Origin of the sequence: Streptomyces sp. NPDC087300 (assembly GCF_044744425.1) — a bacterium.
Taxonomy (GTDB): domain Bacteria; phylum Actinomycetota; class Actinomycetes; order Streptomycetales; family Streptomycetaceae; genus Streptomyces.
Window position 1 is genome coordinate 913,220 of the sequence record NZ_JBIUYI010000003.1, and the last position, 17,765, is coordinate 930,984.

General features: G+C 69.1%; 10 protein-coding genes and 2 CRISPR repeat arrays (1 of these 12 cut by a window edge). Of the genes, 1 reads left to right on the top strand and 9 read right to left on the bottom strand.

Features of this window, described 5'->3' with window-relative positions; genetic code table 11:
* Positions 1-481: direct repeats of the CRISPR family, unit length 26 nt; unit sequence CGGAACACCCCCGCGTCGGCGGGGAG; it begins 338 nt to the left of the window's first position.
* A 20-nt stretch (positions 482-501) separates the two neighbouring features.
* From cas2e to cas3, 8 genes are all read right to left on the bottom strand, one after another.
* Positions 502-831: a type I-E CRISPR-associated endoribonuclease Cas2e gene (gene cas2e / locus ACIO9J_RS14945; RefSeq protein WP_401998023.1), complete on the bottom strand. Its 330-nt coding sequence runs from the start codon at positions 829-831 to the stop codon at positions 502-504.
* A 1-nt stretch (position 832) separates the two neighbouring features.
* Positions 833-1,753, bottom strand: coding sequence for a type I-E CRISPR-associated endonuclease Cas1e (cas1e, locus tag ACIO9J_RS14950; protein WP_401998646.1), 921 nt, complete (start codon positions 1,751-1,753; stop codon positions 833-835).
* 56 nt (positions 1,754-1,809) lie between these two features.
* Positions 1,810-2,463, bottom strand: a complete 654-nt coding sequence (cas6e, locus tag ACIO9J_RS14955) for a type I-E CRISPR-associated protein Cas6/Cse3/CasE (RefSeq protein ID WP_401998026.1) — start codon at positions 2,461-2,463, stop codon at positions 1,810-1,812.
* On the bottom strand, positions 2,460-3,233 hold the full coding sequence (gene cas5e, locus ACIO9J_RS14960) for a type I-E CRISPR-associated protein Cas5/CasD (protein WP_401998649.1): 774 nt from the start codon (positions 3,231-3,233) through the stop codon (positions 2,460-2,462). The genes cas6e and cas5e overlap by 4 nt, the downstream gene beginning before the upstream one ends.
* A gap of 5 nt (positions 3,234-3,238) precedes the next feature.
* Entirely contained in the window at positions 3,239-4,363 is a 1,125-nt protein-coding gene (gene cas7e, locus ACIO9J_RS14965) for a type I-E CRISPR-associated protein Cas7/Cse4/CasC (protein WP_401998028.1), read from the bottom strand.
* A complete protein-coding gene (gene casB / locus ACIO9J_RS14970) occupies positions 4,363-4,992 on the bottom strand; it encodes a type I-E CRISPR-associated protein Cse2/CasB (RefSeq protein ID WP_401998031.1) in 630 nt (209 codons plus the stop codon). Before casB ends, cas7e begins: the two co-directional genes overlap by 1 nt.
* 1 nt (position 4,993) lies before the next feature.
* Positions 4,994-6,592 carry a type I-E CRISPR-associated protein Cse1/CasA gene (gene casA / locus ACIO9J_RS14975; RefSeq protein ID WP_401998034.1) on the bottom strand — a complete coding sequence of 533 codons (1,599 nt, stop codon included), beginning with the start codon at positions 6,590-6,592 and terminating at the stop codon, positions 4,994-4,996.
* Positions 6,593-7,223: 631 nt separating this feature from the next.
* Positions 7,224-10,106 carry a CRISPR-associated helicase Cas3' gene (gene cas3 / locus ACIO9J_RS14980; RefSeq protein WP_401998037.1) on the bottom strand — a complete coding sequence of 961 codons (2,883 nt, stop codon included), beginning with the start codon at positions 10,104-10,106 and terminating at the stop codon, positions 7,224-7,226.
* A 170-nt stretch (positions 10,107-10,276) separates the two neighbouring features.
* Positions 10,277-11,643: direct repeats of the CRISPR family, unit length 28 nt; unit sequence GTTCTCCCCGCCGACGCGGGGGTGTTCC.
* 518 nt (positions 11,644-12,161) lie between these two features.
* On the opposite strand from cas3, the gene ACIO9J_RS14985 reads away from it, so the two are divergent.
* Positions 12,162-12,407, top strand: coding sequence for a CorA family divalent cation transporter (locus tag ACIO9J_RS14985; protein ID WP_401998040.1), 246 nt, complete (start codon positions 12,162-12,164; stop codon positions 12,405-12,407).
* 1,268 nt (positions 12,408-13,675) lie between these two features.
* Here ACIO9J_RS14985 and ACIO9J_RS14990 read toward each other — a convergent pair.
* A complete protein-coding gene (locus tag ACIO9J_RS14990; RefSeq protein ID WP_401998043.1) occupies positions 13,676-17,584 on the bottom strand; it encodes a hypothetical protein in 3,909 nt (1,302 codons plus the stop codon).
* Positions 17,585-17,765 lie beyond the last annotated feature (181 nt).

Consider the following 17,765-nt stretch of genomic DNA (forward strand, 5'->3'; position numbering starts at 1 on the left):
CAGGGCCCCGACCATCCCCGGTCGGGGTCGGAACACCCCCGCGTCGGCGGGGAGCACCTGCCCCGCAACACCGCCCGACAGCTCACCGCCGGAACACCCCCGCGTCGGCGGGGAGCACGCGCCCTCGATCCCGCAGATGTCGTACAGCAGCGGAACACCCCCGCGTCGGCGGGGAGCACAGCCGGGCGAGGTCGGCGGCCTGGACCGTGGCCGGAACACCCCCGCGTCGGCGGGGAGCACGAGACGCCGAGCGACAAGCCGAAGCGGTGGGACGGAACACCCCCGCGTCGGCGGGGAGCACGCTGTTGCCGCCTTCAACGTCTCCCTGGGCTCCGGAACACCCCCGCGTCGGCGGGGAGCACGATCCGGGATGTGGTCCGCGCCAGGCAACTCGCGGAACACCCCCGCGTCGGCGGGGAGCACAAATCGATCGCTTCGGGCGTCTTGGCGTAGTGCGGAACACCCCCGCGTCGGCGGGGAGCACACTTCCTGACCTGGCCATTAGCGGGGGCTTTGCAATGCCTTTGCCTGGGTGGGGGGCCGTTGGGCAGCTGTCATGCGCATCAGGGTGAGGCCGTCGTAGTCGGTGGGCACGCGGCGGCGGGTGCCGGCCGTTCGGATTGCGTAACCCTGTTCGGTGGCGGCGGGGTGGACCAGGACGGCTGCGCCGTCGGCCACGGTGTCGGTGACGGCTTCCCAGAGTTGATCGCGGACGCGGGCTGAGACGGTGCCGACGAAGATGCCGGGGACGACTTCGGTTGTCCAGCGGCTGAGGGCACCGCGCAGGTGATCGGGAACGGCCGTGGTGGCGATGACCAGCATGGCGGGCATGTCAGGTGTCCTCCGGTGCGTAGTTGACGCCGGCGGGGAGGACGCCGGCCTGCGGGTCCCACAGGTGGACCATGTCGACGTCGTGCCGGTCCGGAGGTTCCGTGGTGTCCGCATCGGGGGTGAGGAGGTTTTGGAGGTCCTGGACGATGCGGGGAAGGAGGCGGAAGAGGCGGAGTTCTTCGCGGAACTTGCGCCGGGCTTCTGGCTCGGGGTTGTCAGATTGGTGCAGGGAGAAGGCGACCGGCAGTGTGGTGTCGGCCTTGTACAGGTCAGCGATGTCGTAGACGAAGGCGTGTTGGTTGCCTGCGTGGACGAAGCCGAGGGCGGGTGAGCAGCCCAGGGCGAGCAGCGCGGCGTGGACGATGCCGTAGAGGCAGGTGTTGGCCGCGGACAGGGCGAGGTTGACGGGGTCTTGCTGTTCCCATTGGTCGGGGTGGTAGTTACGGCGGAATCGGCCGATGCCGTGCTGCTGGGCGAGGATGCGGTAGAGGGCCTTCATCCGTTGGCCTTCCATGCCGCGCAGTTGGTCAAGGGTGACGGATTCGGGTACGTCGGCGCCGAAGCGCATCGCGTACATGCGTACGGCGATGTCGAGGCGTCTGTCGGGGTCGCTCCAGGCGGTGACCTGTTGTTCGAGCCAGTGGGTGGTCAGTGAGTCCGGCAGGACTGCGGCGTAGGTGCGTACGCCTCCTGATCCGGTGCACACGACGCTGGTGCCGTGGCGGGCGAGGGTGGCCAGGGCGCGGGTGGTGATGGAGACGCCGGGGCCCAGCAGGAGGCAGGAGAGGGCGGCGGTCGGGACATACACGGTGTCGGTGTGGTCGTCGACTTGGATCTGTGCGCAGACACCGGTGTCGTCCTGGACGACGCGGACCATGTCGAGGTAGAGGAAGGACAGGGAGTCAGCGACGCGCGGCAGCATGGCCAGGGTGGGGGCGGCCAGGCGCTTGCGGGCGTCGCCGCCCCGGCGGGGTGCGCTCACCGGCCGGTGGCGGGGGCGAGGCTGAGCAGGCCCGCGCCGTAGGACTTGCCGCGTCCGATGCCGGTGAGCAGGGCGATGGCGAGGGCCTTGGGGTCGGTGACCGTGGCGGTGCCGTCGTAGCGGATGAGGCTGTGCCGCATGGGCGGGGCGTCGGTTCCTCGGGGCTGCACCGGGCGTTGCGGGGTGGGCAGCATGGCGTTGAGGTGCAGGCCAGCCTCGGTGGCGCGGCGTGTCCACCACTGGTCGGCTTCCGGCCCGGCCAGTGGCACGATCTTGCCGCGTTGGTGTTTCTGTTCCAGTGGCAGGCGTTCGCGTTTGACGGGGTTGACGGTGATGCGGTAGCGGACGGCGAGTCCCTCGCGCAGGGCGGCGAAGAGCGGCGCCAGGTCCTTGATCTCGGTGTGGCCGTACCCGGTGGGCAGGCGGCTGGGGTCCAGGGGTGCGGTGGCCTGGACGAGCAGGGTGCTGGCGTCCGGGCTTTCGTCGAGGCGGAAGAGCAGGCCGGTGTCCTGGCGTGGCGTGGCGCCGAGGTCATCGGGGACTAGGCGCATGAGGGTCTTGTGCATCTGGGTGGCATCGCGCAGGTCGCGCTGGACCTCGCGGCTGTGGGGGTTGAGGTGGATGCGGGCGAGGTCCGCTGTGGTGTTCATGTGTCCTTCTTGGCGTAGTCGATCAGCCGCTGGTGCAGGGTGGCTTGGTCACCTCGCAAGGTGGCGGCGAGCGGCTCGGTGGTGCGGTGCAGGCGGCGCTTTCCGTGGCTTCGGCCGTGCTGGGCGAAGCTGATCGGGACGTCGTTGGCGGTGAGGGTGACGGCGTCGTCGGGCAGCTGGGGGCGGGGATAGCGTTCCCAGAGGAAGGCCACCGGGATGTGCCGTGCCTCCGGGGGCGGGGGGTGCTCGCCGGCCGCGGGGAGGCTGAGCGGGACGTGTTCCATCAGTTCGCGTACGGGGTCGTCCACGGACGCGCGCAGCAGGAACGGCTCGTCGGGCACGCATGAGCGCCGCCCCAAGTAGGGGGCCCAGTAGGGCTGGTGGAGCGCGGCGGCGATCCGGGCGATGTCGTCGTCCGCGCCGGTGACGGCGATGGTGAACACCGCGTCGGACAGGTAGTGGCGGCGGGTGATCACTGCGTTGCCCTTGTGGTCGCCGCCGCTGGTCGCCGCGGTCAGTTGCTTGGGCAGTCCCCCGCCGACCGTGTGATAGTCGATCATGCGTGTGCCGGGCCGGTCGATGCGGATGGCGAACTCCAGGCCGGCGCAGCGATTCAGCTCTGCCTCGCTCTCGTCGCGGGCCAGGCCCTGCGCCGCGCAGAACATGCCGATCAGTGCGGACCGGGTGGGAAAGGAGGCTGTGTCGCGCATCGGGCTGAACGCCGAGCGCTCGCCCCACGATTGCAGGGGCCCGGCCAGGCGCAGGAGCATGCCGTTCACTGCTGCTCTCCCGGCTCGGGCAGCGCTGCCGCGATGGCCACCTCGGTCAGGTCGGGGAAGGATGTGTAGGCGCTTCCGATGCCCTCCAGCGGCGCGCCGCTGACACCGGCGTGGCCGTGGAAGGGCCGGTTGCGGTTTCCGGTGAGGCGGTTGATGTCGCTGGCGTAGGCGGCCAGGGCCTGGCGGGAGGGGGCGGAATGGCCTCCTGTCCGGTCGGCGGCGACCGGTGTCTCGAAGGCCGCGGCAAGCGAGATGGGCCGTCCGGTGCGGACGGCGAGGTAGGCCAGGTCGGGGATCGTGTGGGGCGCCGTGCTGTTCTTCTTGGCCTGCGGCAGCGACATGAGGAACTGATCCGCGAAGGACGCCAGAACGGTCCGGGCGGCCTTGCGGTCGCCGTCGAGGTTGGTGAGCAGGTCGGTGACGTTGACCGAGGCGAAGCGGTAGAAGACACCGGCACTGAACTCGGCCGTGTCCAGGTGGCCGCTGCCGGTCTCGGACTCGCCAAGCCAGTCGTCCACGGCGGTGAAGTAGTCCCGCTGGGGCTCGCTGGCATGGGTGGTGAAGGCATGAGCGACCTGGGCGGCGCCGTCGACGTTGGCTCCGGGCAGCTCGGCGAGCATGCGGCCGAGCAGGCTGATGGAGGCCGTGCGCCGCTTGAGGATCTCCTCGATGCGGGCGGGGGGCAGCACAGCGCCGGGATTCTTCTTGTCCAGGGCCTTCTCCAGCGCCTCACGGTGTTCGGCGCATACGGCGGTCAGCTCATCGATGCCGCTCTCCGGCAGGAAGAGCAGCACCGAGGTGTGCCCCGCCTTCTCCGTCTTGAGCGGCTTCTTGCCCGCGCTCGCGGCGACCTGGGCGCCGGCGAACTCGGCCAGCTCCGCGGGCCAGCCGAACCGCTGGAGTGCCTCTTTGACCTTGAGCGGCACCAGACGGGTGCGGGCGGCGCGCTCGGCGAGATCGTGTTCCACGCCGTGGCGGATCACCCGCTTCCAGGACTGGCTGGAGACACGGATCCGGGAAACGTTGCCGTAGGTCACGGTCTTCGGCGAGCCGAGATCATCACGGTTGAGGTTGGCGGCCGGGACCGACTGGATGGCGCTGAAATCAACGAACAGTGACACTAGTTGGGCTCCTTGGCTTCGTCGTCGAGATCGTCGAAGGTGCGCGTACGGAAGTAGCTCTCCAGCCAGCGCGTGGCGATCCGGTCCCGGTCGTAGTTCCACCAGGCAAGGTCTTCGAGCAGCACGGCCCAGTCCACCGTCACCGAGCTGGTGAGCAGGTGCCGGGTCAGGGAGGGCAGCCGCGGGTGGATGGCGTCGGTGCTCTGGCGGGTCATCAGGTGCAGGTCGCCCTCGGCCGATGCGGGTTTGAGGGCCTGCTTGTTGACCGCGTGCGCCAGGGAGACCCCCAGGTTGGGCCGCTTCCACCACTCCTGCGCCGCCGGGGCGGCGGGTCCGGCCGCGGCGGCCGCCGCATCGGCGTCTCGCGCGCTGCGGGGCCGCCCGGCGATCAGTGCCGCAACCGCGTAGTGCGCCCGCCGGACATCCACCGCCAGCCGTTCCGGGGGCAGCCGGGGGACGAGGTAACGGTGCAGGTAGTGGCAGCGTTCCACCGGCAGGCCAAGGCCGGTGCGCAGATCGGCCTGCGCCTTCTTGTCCCGGCACAGGCCATGGACGTAGCCGACGAAGGCATCGCAGCGTTCGATCCGCTTCTGTTTCCCCGTGGGAGGGGGTGCTGCGGTGGAGGTCATCTCACGTCCTCGTTTCACTCGGAGGGCCGGCGGGGATCAGCGCGCGGAGCGTGGCCCGGGCGCGACCGCGGGCGCGGGCGGCCCGTACATCGGCCCGGGCGGATCCCAGCGCCTCATCGAGCGCGCCCAGCGCGGCGCGCACGAAGGGAGCATGCGGCGCGACATCGATCTGGCCGGGGGTGAGCAGGTGCCAGAACACGCCTTCGGCCGCGGGCCAGTAGCGTGCCAGCGCCCGTCCGGCCCACGGCCCCGGTTTCTTGGCATCCAGCCTGACCTTCGCCGTGGGGTCATCTGGCGGATCGGTGGTCAGCTTCCATGCCAGGCGGGCCGCGTAGTGCAGCCGGTCGCCGACCTCCTCGGCGGCCTGGTGGCAGCGCGCCACCCGCCAGGCCATCTCCTCGTTCTCCGGTGTGCCGTCCTGCTGCCAGCCCAGCACCGGCGGTGTGGTCGCCTCGTACCAGCTGTCGTCCTTCTGCTGCCCGTCCTGGTGGAATCCGTAGGCCCGCACCCGCAGGGCGGGCCGCAGCGAGCGGGGCAGGTCCTCGAACGTGCGGGGCCGTTGGGACTGGGTGCTGCCCTTTAGCAAGAGCGCGTCCAGATCCCTCCACAGCGCGCGCTGCCCATCGGCGGGACGCGCGTAGGGGGCGCCGCCGGCCTTGGGCATGTCCAGCACGACGTAGGGGTCCGGGGTCGCGGCCGGAGGCAGGTGAGTGGCCCAGGTGATGTACGCGTCGGTGACCGCCGTGTGGTCAGCCGAGGGCACCAGGAGCGCGGCGTGCCGCGCCCGGCCGGTCAGCAGGCGGCCGGGCCAGGTCAGTGCGGCGGGCACGGCGGGATCGGGAAGCGGCTCCTCCCAGGGGCACCTGTCCACGGTGTTGAAGCCGGGGGCATCCAGCGGGGCGGGCACCGCGAGGACCAGCGTGCTGAACAGGTCGGGAGCCCACACGTGAAAGGACACGCTCTTGCGCAGCGGTCCCGCATCACCGTTGCCCGGTTTGATGGAGGTGATCCGGCGCGGGGTGCACTGCCCCGATGGCCCGTAGTACAGCTGCGCGATCAGGTGCCAGGCCGCCTCAGCGGCCGGGACGGGCACGGGAGCTCCATCGGTGAAGTGCCCGAACAGCACGGCCCCGTTGACACCGGTGGGGCGTCCTAGGACCAGCTTGTTCACACCCGAGGGATTGGGTTCCCCCCGGCCATCGACGCACTCCTCACGCAGCCGCGGATCCTGCAGGAAGGGCCGGTCCACGTCGAAGAGATCGAAGCGCCCAGCGAGCTCCTCCTGGTCGAAGTAGTCATCGACCGCCTTGGGATCGAACTTCTTCCGCGTCAGGATCTTCGCCCGCAGCGCGAACCAGTCATCGATGTCCTCGGCCTGCTGCGCGTCACCCAATCGCGCCTGACCGTCACGCGCGATGCGTGCGGCCAGGGCCGCCAGGATGCGCAGCAGCCCGGACGCGGCCGGCGGCACCGCAAGCTCCAAGTCAGCGATCTCATGCGCCCGTTGGAAGAGCATCCGCAGCCCGACCCGAGCCGATGCCCCGGCCAGACGTACGGGAATCCACGGTTCGTCTCGCAGATCAAACCCCACCAGCTTCACCCTCGCCCTCTCTCGACTGGACCCACACAGGACACCGCAGCACTCCCCCAACAGACTTCGAAGGGAGAGCACTTGGCAGTGAAGCAGGCGCCACCGACAGTCCCGGGTTCGGCCGCGGGAGACAGTGGACCAGACAGCCTGACCGGCCGCCCCGAGAAGCCCGAAGGTGTTCTGAAATCTTCGGAAGGGTGAAAGCGCCACCAGTGGTAGAACTCGCCCTGCATCCACGGCACTTGACACAGTCCGTCGAGCTGACGCGCGTGACGTCTGCACCCACATCGACACGAGCGCTCATGCAGTTACACACCGCCGCGCCGCACTCGCAGCCGGATCAGTGACATCACGCTCAGCCGCTCATCGTCATCGCTGTCCTCGCGCTCGAGCCCCCGCCTGCTGTCGGCACGACGTGCGGAACCCTGGTTCTGGTCGTGGCCGAGACGTGTCGCCGACCGACGGACCGGCGATCCTGAGGCGACGCCGGGTCCGTCCCGGCAGCGCGTGACCGCGAGCGCCGCCGTCGCGTCCTCACCAGCGTGAGGGTGTTCCGCGTGACGGCACAGCACAGCTTCAGCTGCCGAGTCCTCCCCACCGACGTGGGGGTGCACCGCCAACACGGGCGATGCTGCTCGCGTCACTCACACACGAGTCCCAGATCTTCATCCAGCCACAGACGCTTACGGCCGACCTGAACTGCACACGCCCGGCCATCGCGTACCGGCTGCGTGAGGAGCATGAGATCGCCGAGCATCGGATGATCGCTCCAGGCATCCGGCGGCCGGTGAGCATCCTCCTGCCCCTGGAACCAGTCCGCGCGCACCGGGATCGTCTTGCCCATCACGCGTCGTACGTCGTCCCTCGCCATCCGAGCGCCGGGGGCGGGTACCGGCAGCGGTTCGGCACCGCTGACGTCGAGGGTGACCGCGCCGTCCTCCTGTCCGTAGACACACAGCAGGCGGACCGAGTCCGCCCCCAGCCGCGTCGCGGCCCGCCACTCGTCTTCCGCACCGTTCAGATGGTGCAGGGACCGCAGCCCCCGCACCCTCCTCGCCTGAGGAATGACGACGGCGTTGCCCGCGGCCCGGTGGGCGAGGTCCTCCCCGGCATATGCCGACCAGGCGGCCGACCGCTCAGGATGCTCCCAGTCGAACTGATCCGCGCGATGACCGTGCACCTCCTCGACGAGGTCCTGGACATCGGCGGGGACACAGATGGATCGCGTCCGTTCCTGGGCGAGCAGCTGGGAGGTGTTCATCAGCAGGAATTCCGCGTAGACCGTCCCCCACTGCTTGGGGACCTGGCCGTTGGCCGCCAGCGGATCCAGCACGACCAGCCGAGGGCCCGCTTCAGCGGCCCAGGCCGGACGCGGCCGCCCGCACGGACGGCCGCGCTCGGCCCACCAGGTCTCGTGCCGCCAGCAGCGCCCGGCCCGCTGCAGCAACAGGGCCAGGGGAGCCAGATCGCTGATCACCACGTCGGCGTCGAGGTCGAGCGACTGCTCCACGACCTGGGTGGCCACGATGATCCGGCGCTGCGGCCTTGGCCCTGTGCGGCCCATCCCGGAGGTGACGGCCCGGGTGCGTGCCTCTCGCGCATCGCCCGGGAACCGGGCGTGCAGGAGCTGCAGATCATCGGCGCCCAGGCCCTGCCGCTCAAAGCGGGCTCGGAGCCGGGTGTATGCCGCCTGCGCTTCGCCCACCGTATTGCACACCACGAGCGCGCAGCCGCCCTCCGTAACCAGAGGCTGCAGGCAGCGCTCGATGACCGCGAGCCGGCCGCCGGCACCTTCCCGGGGGGCGTCGGCCACAGGCTCCACCTGGACTCGCAGGGTCATGGAGCGCTGGGCCGCCTGCTCCGCCTGGCTGGTCTGCGACATCTCCACACCGGAGACCTTGCCCTCCGTGTCACCCTGGGCGTCCACATACAACCAGCCCGGATAGGGCGCTTTGAACGACTGCTCCGCGAGGTCTTTTGCGCGGTGCCCGGCGCCCTGCAAGTACTCCTTGATCAGCCGATCGCTGACCGAGGCCGGCAGCGTCGCGGACAGCAGGATCACCGGAACTCCGTACGCACCCAGCCAGTTCAGCAGCCGGCCGAGCAGCACCTGCATGTACGGGTCGTAGGCGTGTGCCTCGTCGACGATGACGGTCTTGCCGGAAAGGGCCAGCAGGCGCAGGCCGTTGTGCCGTACCGGCAGCACCGCCATGAGCGCCTGGTCCACGGTGCCCACAGCATACTGGGCCAGCAAGGGACGCTTCGCGCCGCGCAGCCATGGCCCCGGCCTCGCCGGATCACGCCCCTGGCCGCCATGAGCATCCTCGCCCTCGCAGACAAGGACCTGCGACCCCGTCTTGAGGTCGTCATCGCCGTACGCGCTGCTGAGCCAGGCCATACTGTGGATCAGCGTCAGCCCGGCACGGCTCCCGTTCTGGCGAGCCAGCACCCCCGTGACACGGCCGTGCATCTGGTCACTCGTGGCCATGGTCGGCAGCAGGAATACGAATCCGCGCGTCCCGAAGGCGGAAGAGAGCACCCGCTCCGCTTCCAGCGCTGTTTCGCTCTTGCCATCCCCCGGTGCGGCGGTCACCAGCAGGATTCCCGCCTTCCCGGCTGCCGCTTCCCGCTGGGGAATCGCGTGGGCAAGGTCTTGTGCGATCGACCGCTGAAGCGGGTTGGGCTCTCCGTCGATGCCATACGCCTCGGCGAACGGTTTGCGCTCCAACTCCGCGGGCAGCAGCCCGGCCTCCCGCACCAGGCGTTCCGCCTCAGTGCACACCTCGGCGAAGTGCCGCTCCAGCGGCACATTCAGGCGACGCTGTCGCCGCGCCAGGAAGTGCTCCTGGCTGACCAGCCAGTCCGCGAGGATCACGACGCCTGTCACCAACACCGCCGCAGGCGCCTTGAATTGTGTCGGCGGCCGAGGAGAGCGGAGCGCCTTGAACACCGTGGCCGAGTGGGCGGCCCGCTGCCGAGCCCACGCCCAACCGCCCAGCAGCGCCTGGTAGTGCGCCGTATCGGTCACCTCGCGCTCCAGACGGAAGAACCGCCCGTGATGGCCGCCGATGATCTCCGCGACACGGTCGACCGCCCCGAGTTCAGTCATATCGTCGTCGAACCCGAGCGCCGCGAGCACCGCAGGCGCCGCCGTCATCCCGGCCACGTCATGCCCCAGCTTCTCCACCCCGATCTTCCCCGGGTCCCGCACAAGCTCCTCGCCCAGCAGCGCACGGCCACGCGAATCACAGAACTGGAACCCAGACAGCTTGCCGATATCGTGCAGCCCGGCACACAACCCCACCAAGGCACGAGCCTGCCCACGATCATCGGCCAGCCCCAGCCCCGCGGCGATGCACCGCCGCTGGCTCTCGGAGAAATAGCGGTCCCACAGGCACAAGGCCATCGCCGCAGCATCCAGCAAGTGCCGCACCAGCGGATAGGGCGGAAGAGACGGATCAAGACCGCGCAGCTTCGCCCACACCGACTCATCAGGAACGTCGCGCAACTGACGCTTCACCATGTGCACCTCGCAGCCCGACCTCGAATCCAGAGCTCCTCGACTCAAGCACAGGCCACTGACAACGCGCCCCTCGGACCGCTCTTGTACGGTGACCCTATGGCCGCTCCTAGCTCCACACGGAACTCGGCAAAGGGATGGCAAACCGGTCGCTAGGCTGCAGGTCACGAAGTGTTCTCCCCGCCGACGCGGGGGTGTTCCCTCCTCGCGGCAGAGGCCGCAGATGATCGGCCCGTTCTCCCCGCCGACGCGGGGGTGTTCCGCCTTCGACGCCGCGTTCCCCGACGACGCCCCCGTTCTCCCCGCCGACGCGGGGGTGTTCCGGACGCGCGCGCGGACCTACTGATGGAGCGCCAGTTCTCCCCGCCGACGCGGGGGTGTTCCGACGAGACGGCCTGGATGGGCATGTACGCCGCAGTTCTCCCCGCCGACGCGGGGGTGTTCCGAACATCCGCACCCTCACCTCGTACGGGAAGACGTTCTCCCCGCCGACGCGGGGGTGTTCCGGGCGGTCAGGCCAGCGGTCAGGGCGCGTCGAAGTTCTCCCCGCCGACGCGGGGGTGTTCCGCAGGTACTTCACCTGCAGTGGGTGGGTGCCGTGTTCTCCCCGCCGACGCGGGGGTGTTCCGTGGGTGGGGTCAGGTGGTCAGCATGCGGATAAGTTCTCCCCGCCCACGCGGGGGTGTTCCGGCGCTCAAGGTCCATGAGGTAAGTCCCGTGATGTTCTCCCCGCCGACGCGGGGGTGTTCCGCCGTCCGTGTCGTCCTCGCGCTCGATCTCCTCGTTCTCCCCGCCGACGCGGGGGTGTTCCGTGTCCGACCGCCTGCCGTTCGATGTGCAGGTTGTTCTCCCCGCCGACGCGGGGTGTTCCGCTGCCTGGGTCACGGTCGCCGATGCCGCCTCGGTTCTCCCCGCCGACGCGGGGGTGTTCCGGGGGCTCACGGGTCTCCGAACCCGGGTTGTCCGTTCTCCCCGCTGACGCGGGGGTGTTCCGGCCGCGGACGGCACGACCAGGAGCACGAAGAAGTTCTCCCCGCCGACGCGGGGGTGTTCCGGTGACGACGCGGCTGGAACGCCAAAGCGTGCTGTTCTCCCCGCCGACGCGAGGGTGTTCCACCCCAGCGCAGCGGGTTGCCGATCGCCGTGCAGTTCTCCCCGCCGACGCGGGGGTGTTCCGCGGCTCGTGGTGACGATGGCGACCTCGTCGACGTTCTCCCCGCCAACGCAGGGGTGTTCCTTAGCCACGCTCGGTGAGGTGGTCCATATTCCTGTTCTCCCCGCCGACGCGGGGGTGTTCCGAACGGCGCCCTTGACCTGCTCTACAAGCGGCGGTTCTCCCCGCCGACGGGGTGTTCCAGCTTTTGCCTGAGCGGACTTGGGCAGGTCCGAGTTCTCCCCGCCGACGCGGGGGGTGTTCCGCCGTCATCACCTGCGACCACGAGCGGAAGATCGTTCTTCCCACCGACGCGGGGGTGTTCCGGAGACCGCCACCCGACGGGAACTCCTCGCCGCGCTCTCCCCGCCGACGGGGGAGTGATCCGGCCGAGGTCGCACTCAAGGGAACGCGGAAGTCGTTCGCACTGATACCGGTCAGGGCGCCCTGCGGCCGTCCAGGAACCGGTCCATATAACAACGACGACTGCGGCCAGCCATAGCGATCCGACTTCAGAGGATCCCCCGGCGGGCAAACCCGCCGCTTCCAGGGCAGAAGCAGCCACTCTATGGCGCGCCGCTCTCCTACGGTTCCCAGCGATACGACACCGACCGACGCAGCATTCACACCCCAGGAGGCGCCCACTGGCACCCTCACTTCACCGGACAGCACTCCACCGATGGCCAGCAGAACACAACCCACTGCCGCACTTCCGGTCCAACTCGCCCCCCCCACTCACCGTGACCGATGCTGCAGATCGGACGCCCTCCAGCACTCCACCTAATACGCCTCAACCACAGCTCCTCTGGGGAGAATCTGGGGAGAACGAGCGTCTCTGGGGAGCGCGTGGGGAGAATCGACTGCCTAACGAGACGCAAAGCTGAAAGACCACGAAAGACAGATCCGTGCAGCTCAGAGACCTGGGCGGCTGCCTTGCCGCAGGTCAGGGCCGCCTGGAAGACGTCTTCAAGAAGATCTCCAGCTGGGCCGCGATCCTCTTCGCGCCCACGCTCGTGGGAACCATTTACGGCATGAACTTTGAGCACATGCCGGAGTTGGGTTGGAGCTTCGGATACCCCTTCGCGATCGGTCTGATGGGGGTTGTCTGTGCCATTTTGTACGTGATTTTCAAGCGACGGGACTGGCTCTGAGGGCACGCGATCGTCCGGTCGCCCTCCCTGTTCGCACTCGCATCTTTCGAAAACGGATCCATGACGCGCTCTGGGGAGTCCCTGGGGAGAAATGATGCGGGTGATCTCCTCTCCCTGCTTCTGCCGGGCACCTGACCAGGGGTTTTGGCACCCATCGGATGTTGGGGAGTATCCGGGGAGAAACGACCGACCTGCACCACGCCTACCGGCAGCGCACCGGGCCGCTATAGGCGCCCACCCTGCGACCTCCACGCAGCGGGACAGCGTCCAACGGTGTCACAGACAGTGACATCAGTGCGCGGTGGGGATCAGGAACTTCCACGGGACGGCTCGATTGCACCAGCGGTGCGAGAGCGTTCGGCCGCAGCCGACGGAGAGCAAGCCGGTGCCGGTGGCCTTGCGCTACGACTCGACACGGCCCACGGCACAGCCGCAGGCGCCACCAGCAGCGCGATGGCCGGACAACGCATGCTCGGCAGGGGAGGACAGGCTCAGCAGGTAGACACGGGCCGGGCGACGATCAACGGCTGCTGCACCACGACCCCATTCGGCTGCAGCCACTGGTCGGCCACCTCGTCCCAGCCGCCTCCCTGCTCAACGACCTCGGTGAACAAAGCAGTCAGCGTCGAGGGCACCTCAACGTAGCAGTGGGCGCCGGTGCCCCAGGACGGCTCTGCGCGGGCCACGAACCCTCGAGCCCCGCGTACAGCTTGGACGCGAACGGGTCCCGCCCGGTGAGGACGGCCTGTTCGTACTGTCCGGTGAGCCGGCGGACCGCCACCAGCAGGGAGGCGGACGCCTTCCGTTCGGCCCGGCACAGCGCAGTGCGAATCGCCTCGGCATCCCCTCCGCAGACAGGCACGACGGGCCGCGGAGGCCCAATGAGGGCGACCGCGTGCGGGAAAGCCGGGACGTTCGCTGCACGGGAAGGACATGTTCGCCAAGCGAAGCTGCCACTGCTGCCGTATGACAGAGCCGAGTAGACGCACGCCGGGAAACCGGCGCACTGCACAAGACCGCCGTCACCACCGACGCCTAGCACAGGGCCCGTTGCCCGAAGCCGCCTACGCGTATCAATGTCAGTGGCGGACAAAACGCTTACAGAAGGGCGTCGCGTCCCTGGCAACGCACGGACCAGACTCATGCTCGGAGCCCGTGCGCCGCCGCGGCCACCCTTGGCGGAAACGGCTCCGATCACCGTGCCATGGAGCGCGGAGGTTCGTCTGTGAGGCGCTCCTCGAGGTGTCTGAGCTCGCCCCGAGTATCGGTCAGCGGCGGTATCCGCGACTGAAGTCGTCTTCCTGCCGGCGGTCTTCTTCCTCAAGGGCGTCGATTCGGTGCAGGGCGTCGGAGGCGAAGCCCCGGACCGCTGCGTTGGCGGCGGTCAGGAGTGGGGCCAGGGCCGTGCGGCGGGGCTGCAGGTCATGGGGAAGATCAGTTGTCAGGCCCGGCAGGACGATGCCGGCAAGCAGTGCATCCCTGCAGGCGGCGTCGATGCCCGCGGACAGCAGGACTGAAACGGCCTCTGCCCAGAGCGGGATCTGCCATGAGTGCTGGATGGCGGCTGTGGCTCGCTGACGCTCGGCTGGGGATCCTGATGACCACCGCCGCACACAGCCTGACCACGCCTCGGTTCCCGCACCGAGTGCTGTCAGGAGCCGTGCGGCAGCCAGTTCCATGCGGTCGCTGACCTCGCCTGCGGTGCGCGTCTCGTCCATCCGCTGAAGGAAGGCGCCGACCAGCTGTTCACGCTCGAGCGGTGTCAGCCTCTCAAGCGAGCGCTGCCAGGCACGGGGCAGGTCGTACCGGCCGTCGGTGGCCAGCAGTTGTTCGACCGTGACAACGGTGAACTCCTCCGGGAGAGAGGAAGCGATCGCGGCAGCGCCGTAGGCCGTGTCCTCGTCGTAGTGCACGGTCCCGGAGATCTCGTCAGCCTCACTGAATCGGCGACGCAGGGCATCGGCGAACTTATCCGCCAGCGCAGCCTCGACGCGGGTGCCGTCTTTGCGGGCTTCTTGAAGGAGGAAACCAATGAGCTGAAGCGTGTCGGGCAGGACCCCGGCGGGACACCGCGATGCCAGGGAGGCAGCAACGGCCATCCGCTGCGCGAGCGTCTGCCCGCACGGGATCAGATGCCAGTTCACGATCCTCGTCAACCGGGACGCCACCTCACCGCCTGCAGCGGATCCGGCCGAGACCAACTCCAGCAGCAGGGCGAGCAGACGTGGCTCGCGCTCCGGATGCTCGTCGGCACAGGCAACCGCGGCAGAGGCCAGGCGCGGATCACCGACACGCTCCTCCAACCAGGGCCACACCACGTCCGGGTGACGCCGAGCGAGACCTGCCAGCAGCGCGTCCTCGCCGGCCAGTGAGGCGCAGGCGATCCTCTCGAGTGCCGGCTGCGGATCAGCGGCGGCAGCCCCCACCGCCCGGGCAAAAGACGGAAGCGCGCCGACCGCCACACCTGCGACGTTCGGGCTCGTTTCGTCCAGCAGCAGCAGAGCTTCGGGCAAGTCCATCTCGGTGCCCAGCCGTTGCGCGGCGCCGTGCTGCTCCTCCAGGGCCTCACGCCAGGGGGTCCTGTCGCGCAGCGGTTGCAGCACCAGAAGACGGGCCAGCGTCGTGTCCGCCTGTGCTTCGACGGCCACGCGGTCCCCGGCCGCTGCAGCATCGCTGAGCGTGTGGGGCCGCGGATCAGGCCCGAGCACGGCCTGCGCGGCGCTGCGCCTGACCGAAAGCGGCAGCGAGTTCCATCGGACGGCGATCTGCTCGGTGAACTCAGCCGCTGCAGCGTCCAACACTGCGACCGCATGATCGGGCAAAGAGACGCCGGAGAACGCCATGGGCCGCGCGCTCTCGCTGCGCAGCTGTCCGGGCAGGGAGACGAGTGTGTGCAGGACGGGCAAGCCCTCGGCGCCGTACAGCGCGGGCTCGTCCAGGAGCGGGACCAGCAGGGTGAGTGCCTCGCGTAGCAGCGCGAGGGTCTCCGGGCGGTCCGGCAGCACTGCGGCATGCAGGGTCATCGTGTTCGCCGACTCGGGACTGCCACCTGTGCTTTCCACCGTCAGGCGGAGCAGGGGCTGCACAGCGGCCAGCAGTACACGGGCAAGGCTGACCGGTCCGCGGACTGCGGCGTCCTGAGCATCCAGCCCCTGCGGCGCAGACGCAGCACGGTCCTTGTGCCATTGGGTGATGACCCGCAAGACTTCGCGCCGCCGCTCAAACAGTGCGTCAAATCCCTGCGGCAGGACGTGGGCCGGAGCTGAGCACCACTGCTCGATTCCGCGCAGGACCCCGTCGCGTCGATCAGCGCCTTCGGCTGAGAGGGCCGGTTCCATAAGCCACGCCACATCCAGCACCACGGTCACCGGACTGGGCACAGCATCGAGTCCCACGTGCTGGGCGAGCTCGGCGAACCGTTCACCGAGATGGAGCAATCCGTGCCGGTAGTGCGCCACCGGGTCCCCGCCGCCCCACAGCTGAGGCGACGATGTAAGCGGCCACCTCTGTACCAGCAGCCCGTACAGCTCCGCGAGGATCCCGGGAGCGGCGACAGCCACCTCGCCGGCCAGGCCCACCACGGTCGCCCATGAGCGCAGATCCGCGTCGTCCAACAGCAGGGCACGGACCCTCGACGCCAGACGGGCCCCTACCGCGGCATCTCCGCGGTCGTGCGCAGCCTGCGCCAGGGTGTTGAGCTGAGGCCCCAGCCCTGCCGCCCCGAAGGCCAGGCGTTCACGGGAAGAGACCGCGTCCTGTCCTGCGCCGAGACCGGCCCTCTCCAACAGCACGCTCAGCGCCCGGTCCACGTCCAGCCGGACGCGGCTGTGAGAATCGAGCGCATCGGCGAGGAGAACCGGAGCGAGCAGGGCCGGACGCACCGAGTACGGCGAAGCGTCGGCCAAACCCATGTCGGATAGCTCATCCAGCAGGACAGACAGCCGATGCGGCTCCGGCGGCAGCGTCGAGACGGCACCCGACAGCGCGGCAAGGTCCTCTCCGCCGGCGCCCGGGCCCAGCAACGCCAAGGCCACCGCCGCGGCCCGATGCTGCTGCGCGGGGTCGTCGGCCGGCAGACGACTTGCGACCGTGACACGCAACAGGTCCACCGCACGCGGCCAGTCGAACCTATCCGCGGCAAGGCCCGCCTCACAAGCCGCGTGAGCGATCAGAGGATTGCCCTGAGCCAGGCCAATGACGCTCTGCCGAAAGGCCGGATTGTGGATCCCGCGCCCGGTGATGAGCTCGTCGACGGCCGACCGCTCCAGCGGACGCAATTCGACAACTGGACCAGCCCAGCGTTCCACCCCCCAACGCTGCAGCACGCCCAGGCGGCGCCCGGGCCGGACGGTAAGAACGAAACGCACCCGCTGGAAACGCGCATCATGCAACAGCGCCGGAAGGCCAGTCAGGTCGGGTGCGCGGTCGGCGTCATCGATCAAAACGATCAAGGAGTGATCGACCGGCACTTCCGCGAAAGCACCGGCTTCCAACGCCACGCCGGTGGGCGCGACCAGCACCGCAGACACCGACCGCGATGCCTCGATCGCCAGACGGGTCTTCCCGACACCGCCCGGCCCCTCCACGACAACCACCCGAGACATCGGCCCCTCCTCGGCTACCGCCGCCCCGAGCGCCTGCAATTCAACCTCACGCCCCACTACCGGCGCCATCATCCCCGGCACCGATCCAGCAAGAACCTCCAGATACTGCGCCCACGTTGACAACCGGTAGGGCGCCCGAGGACGCACGCCGAGCTCAACCTCGGCCACCCACCGCAAGGCATCGGTCTCCAACTCGGTCACCAGTTCAGCCAGAGTGAAGATCTCCAGCGCAACGCCGTAGTCCTTGCTCGCAGTTGTTCTCCAACGCTCCTTGGTCTTCTCGTTGGTCGACCGATTCGTGACGTAGATCGCCTCGGCTCGACGGTCGTGCTTGCTGTTCTTCACCAGCTCGGACTTCAGCTTGCTCGTCCACTTCTGCTGCAGACTCACCCACAGAACGACCTTGTCGTCCTTACCGAACAGAGGGCGGCCAAAAGCATCCCGGCCAAGGTCCCCCGTGACACTCGTGATCCGCAACTCAGGGAAGCGGACCCGCAAGACATGCAGTGCCACCCGCTCAAAGACCTGATCGTTCTCCAGCTCCTGCAGAGCGGCTCTCGCGCTGTCGTACACGTCAACTCCACACGTTGAGCTAGCCATCCATGGAACAAGCCATACAGCGACGGCTCGTATCGTCTCGCACCACCGCTCGGTAACCCGAGTTACGACACCGTCCACAAAAGAGACCCTTCGGCCGCAGCACCCGCGCGCTGATGAACGCCGCCAACTGAGCCGGATCCCGCCTCGACGAGAA

What these genes read in the sequence shown, in the direction of transcription:
- cas2e (WP_401998023.1), bottom strand. Translation starts at nt 831, where the DNA reads ATGCCCGCCATGCTGGTCATCGCCACCACGGCCGTTCCCGATCACCTG.
- cas5e (WP_401998649.1), bottom strand. Translation starts at nt 3,233, where the DNA reads ATGCTCCTGCGCCTGGCCGGGCCCCTGCAATCGTGGGGCGAGCGCTCG.
- casB (WP_401998031.1), bottom strand. Translation starts at nt 4,992, where the DNA reads ATGACCTCCACCGCAGCACCCCCTCCCACGGGGAAACAGAAGCGGATC.
- cas6e (WP_401998026.1), bottom strand. Translation starts at nt 2,463, where the DNA reads ATGAACACCACAGCGGACCTCGCCCGCATCCACCTCAACCCCCACAGC.
- cas1e (WP_401998646.1), bottom strand. Translation starts at nt 1,753, where the DNA reads ATGCTGCCGCGCGTCGCTGACTCCCTGTCCTTCCTCTACCTCGACATG.
- cas3 (WP_401998037.1), bottom strand. Translation starts at nt 10,106, where the DNA reads ATGGTGAAGCGTCAGTTGCGCGACGTTCCTGATGAGTCGGTGTGGGCG.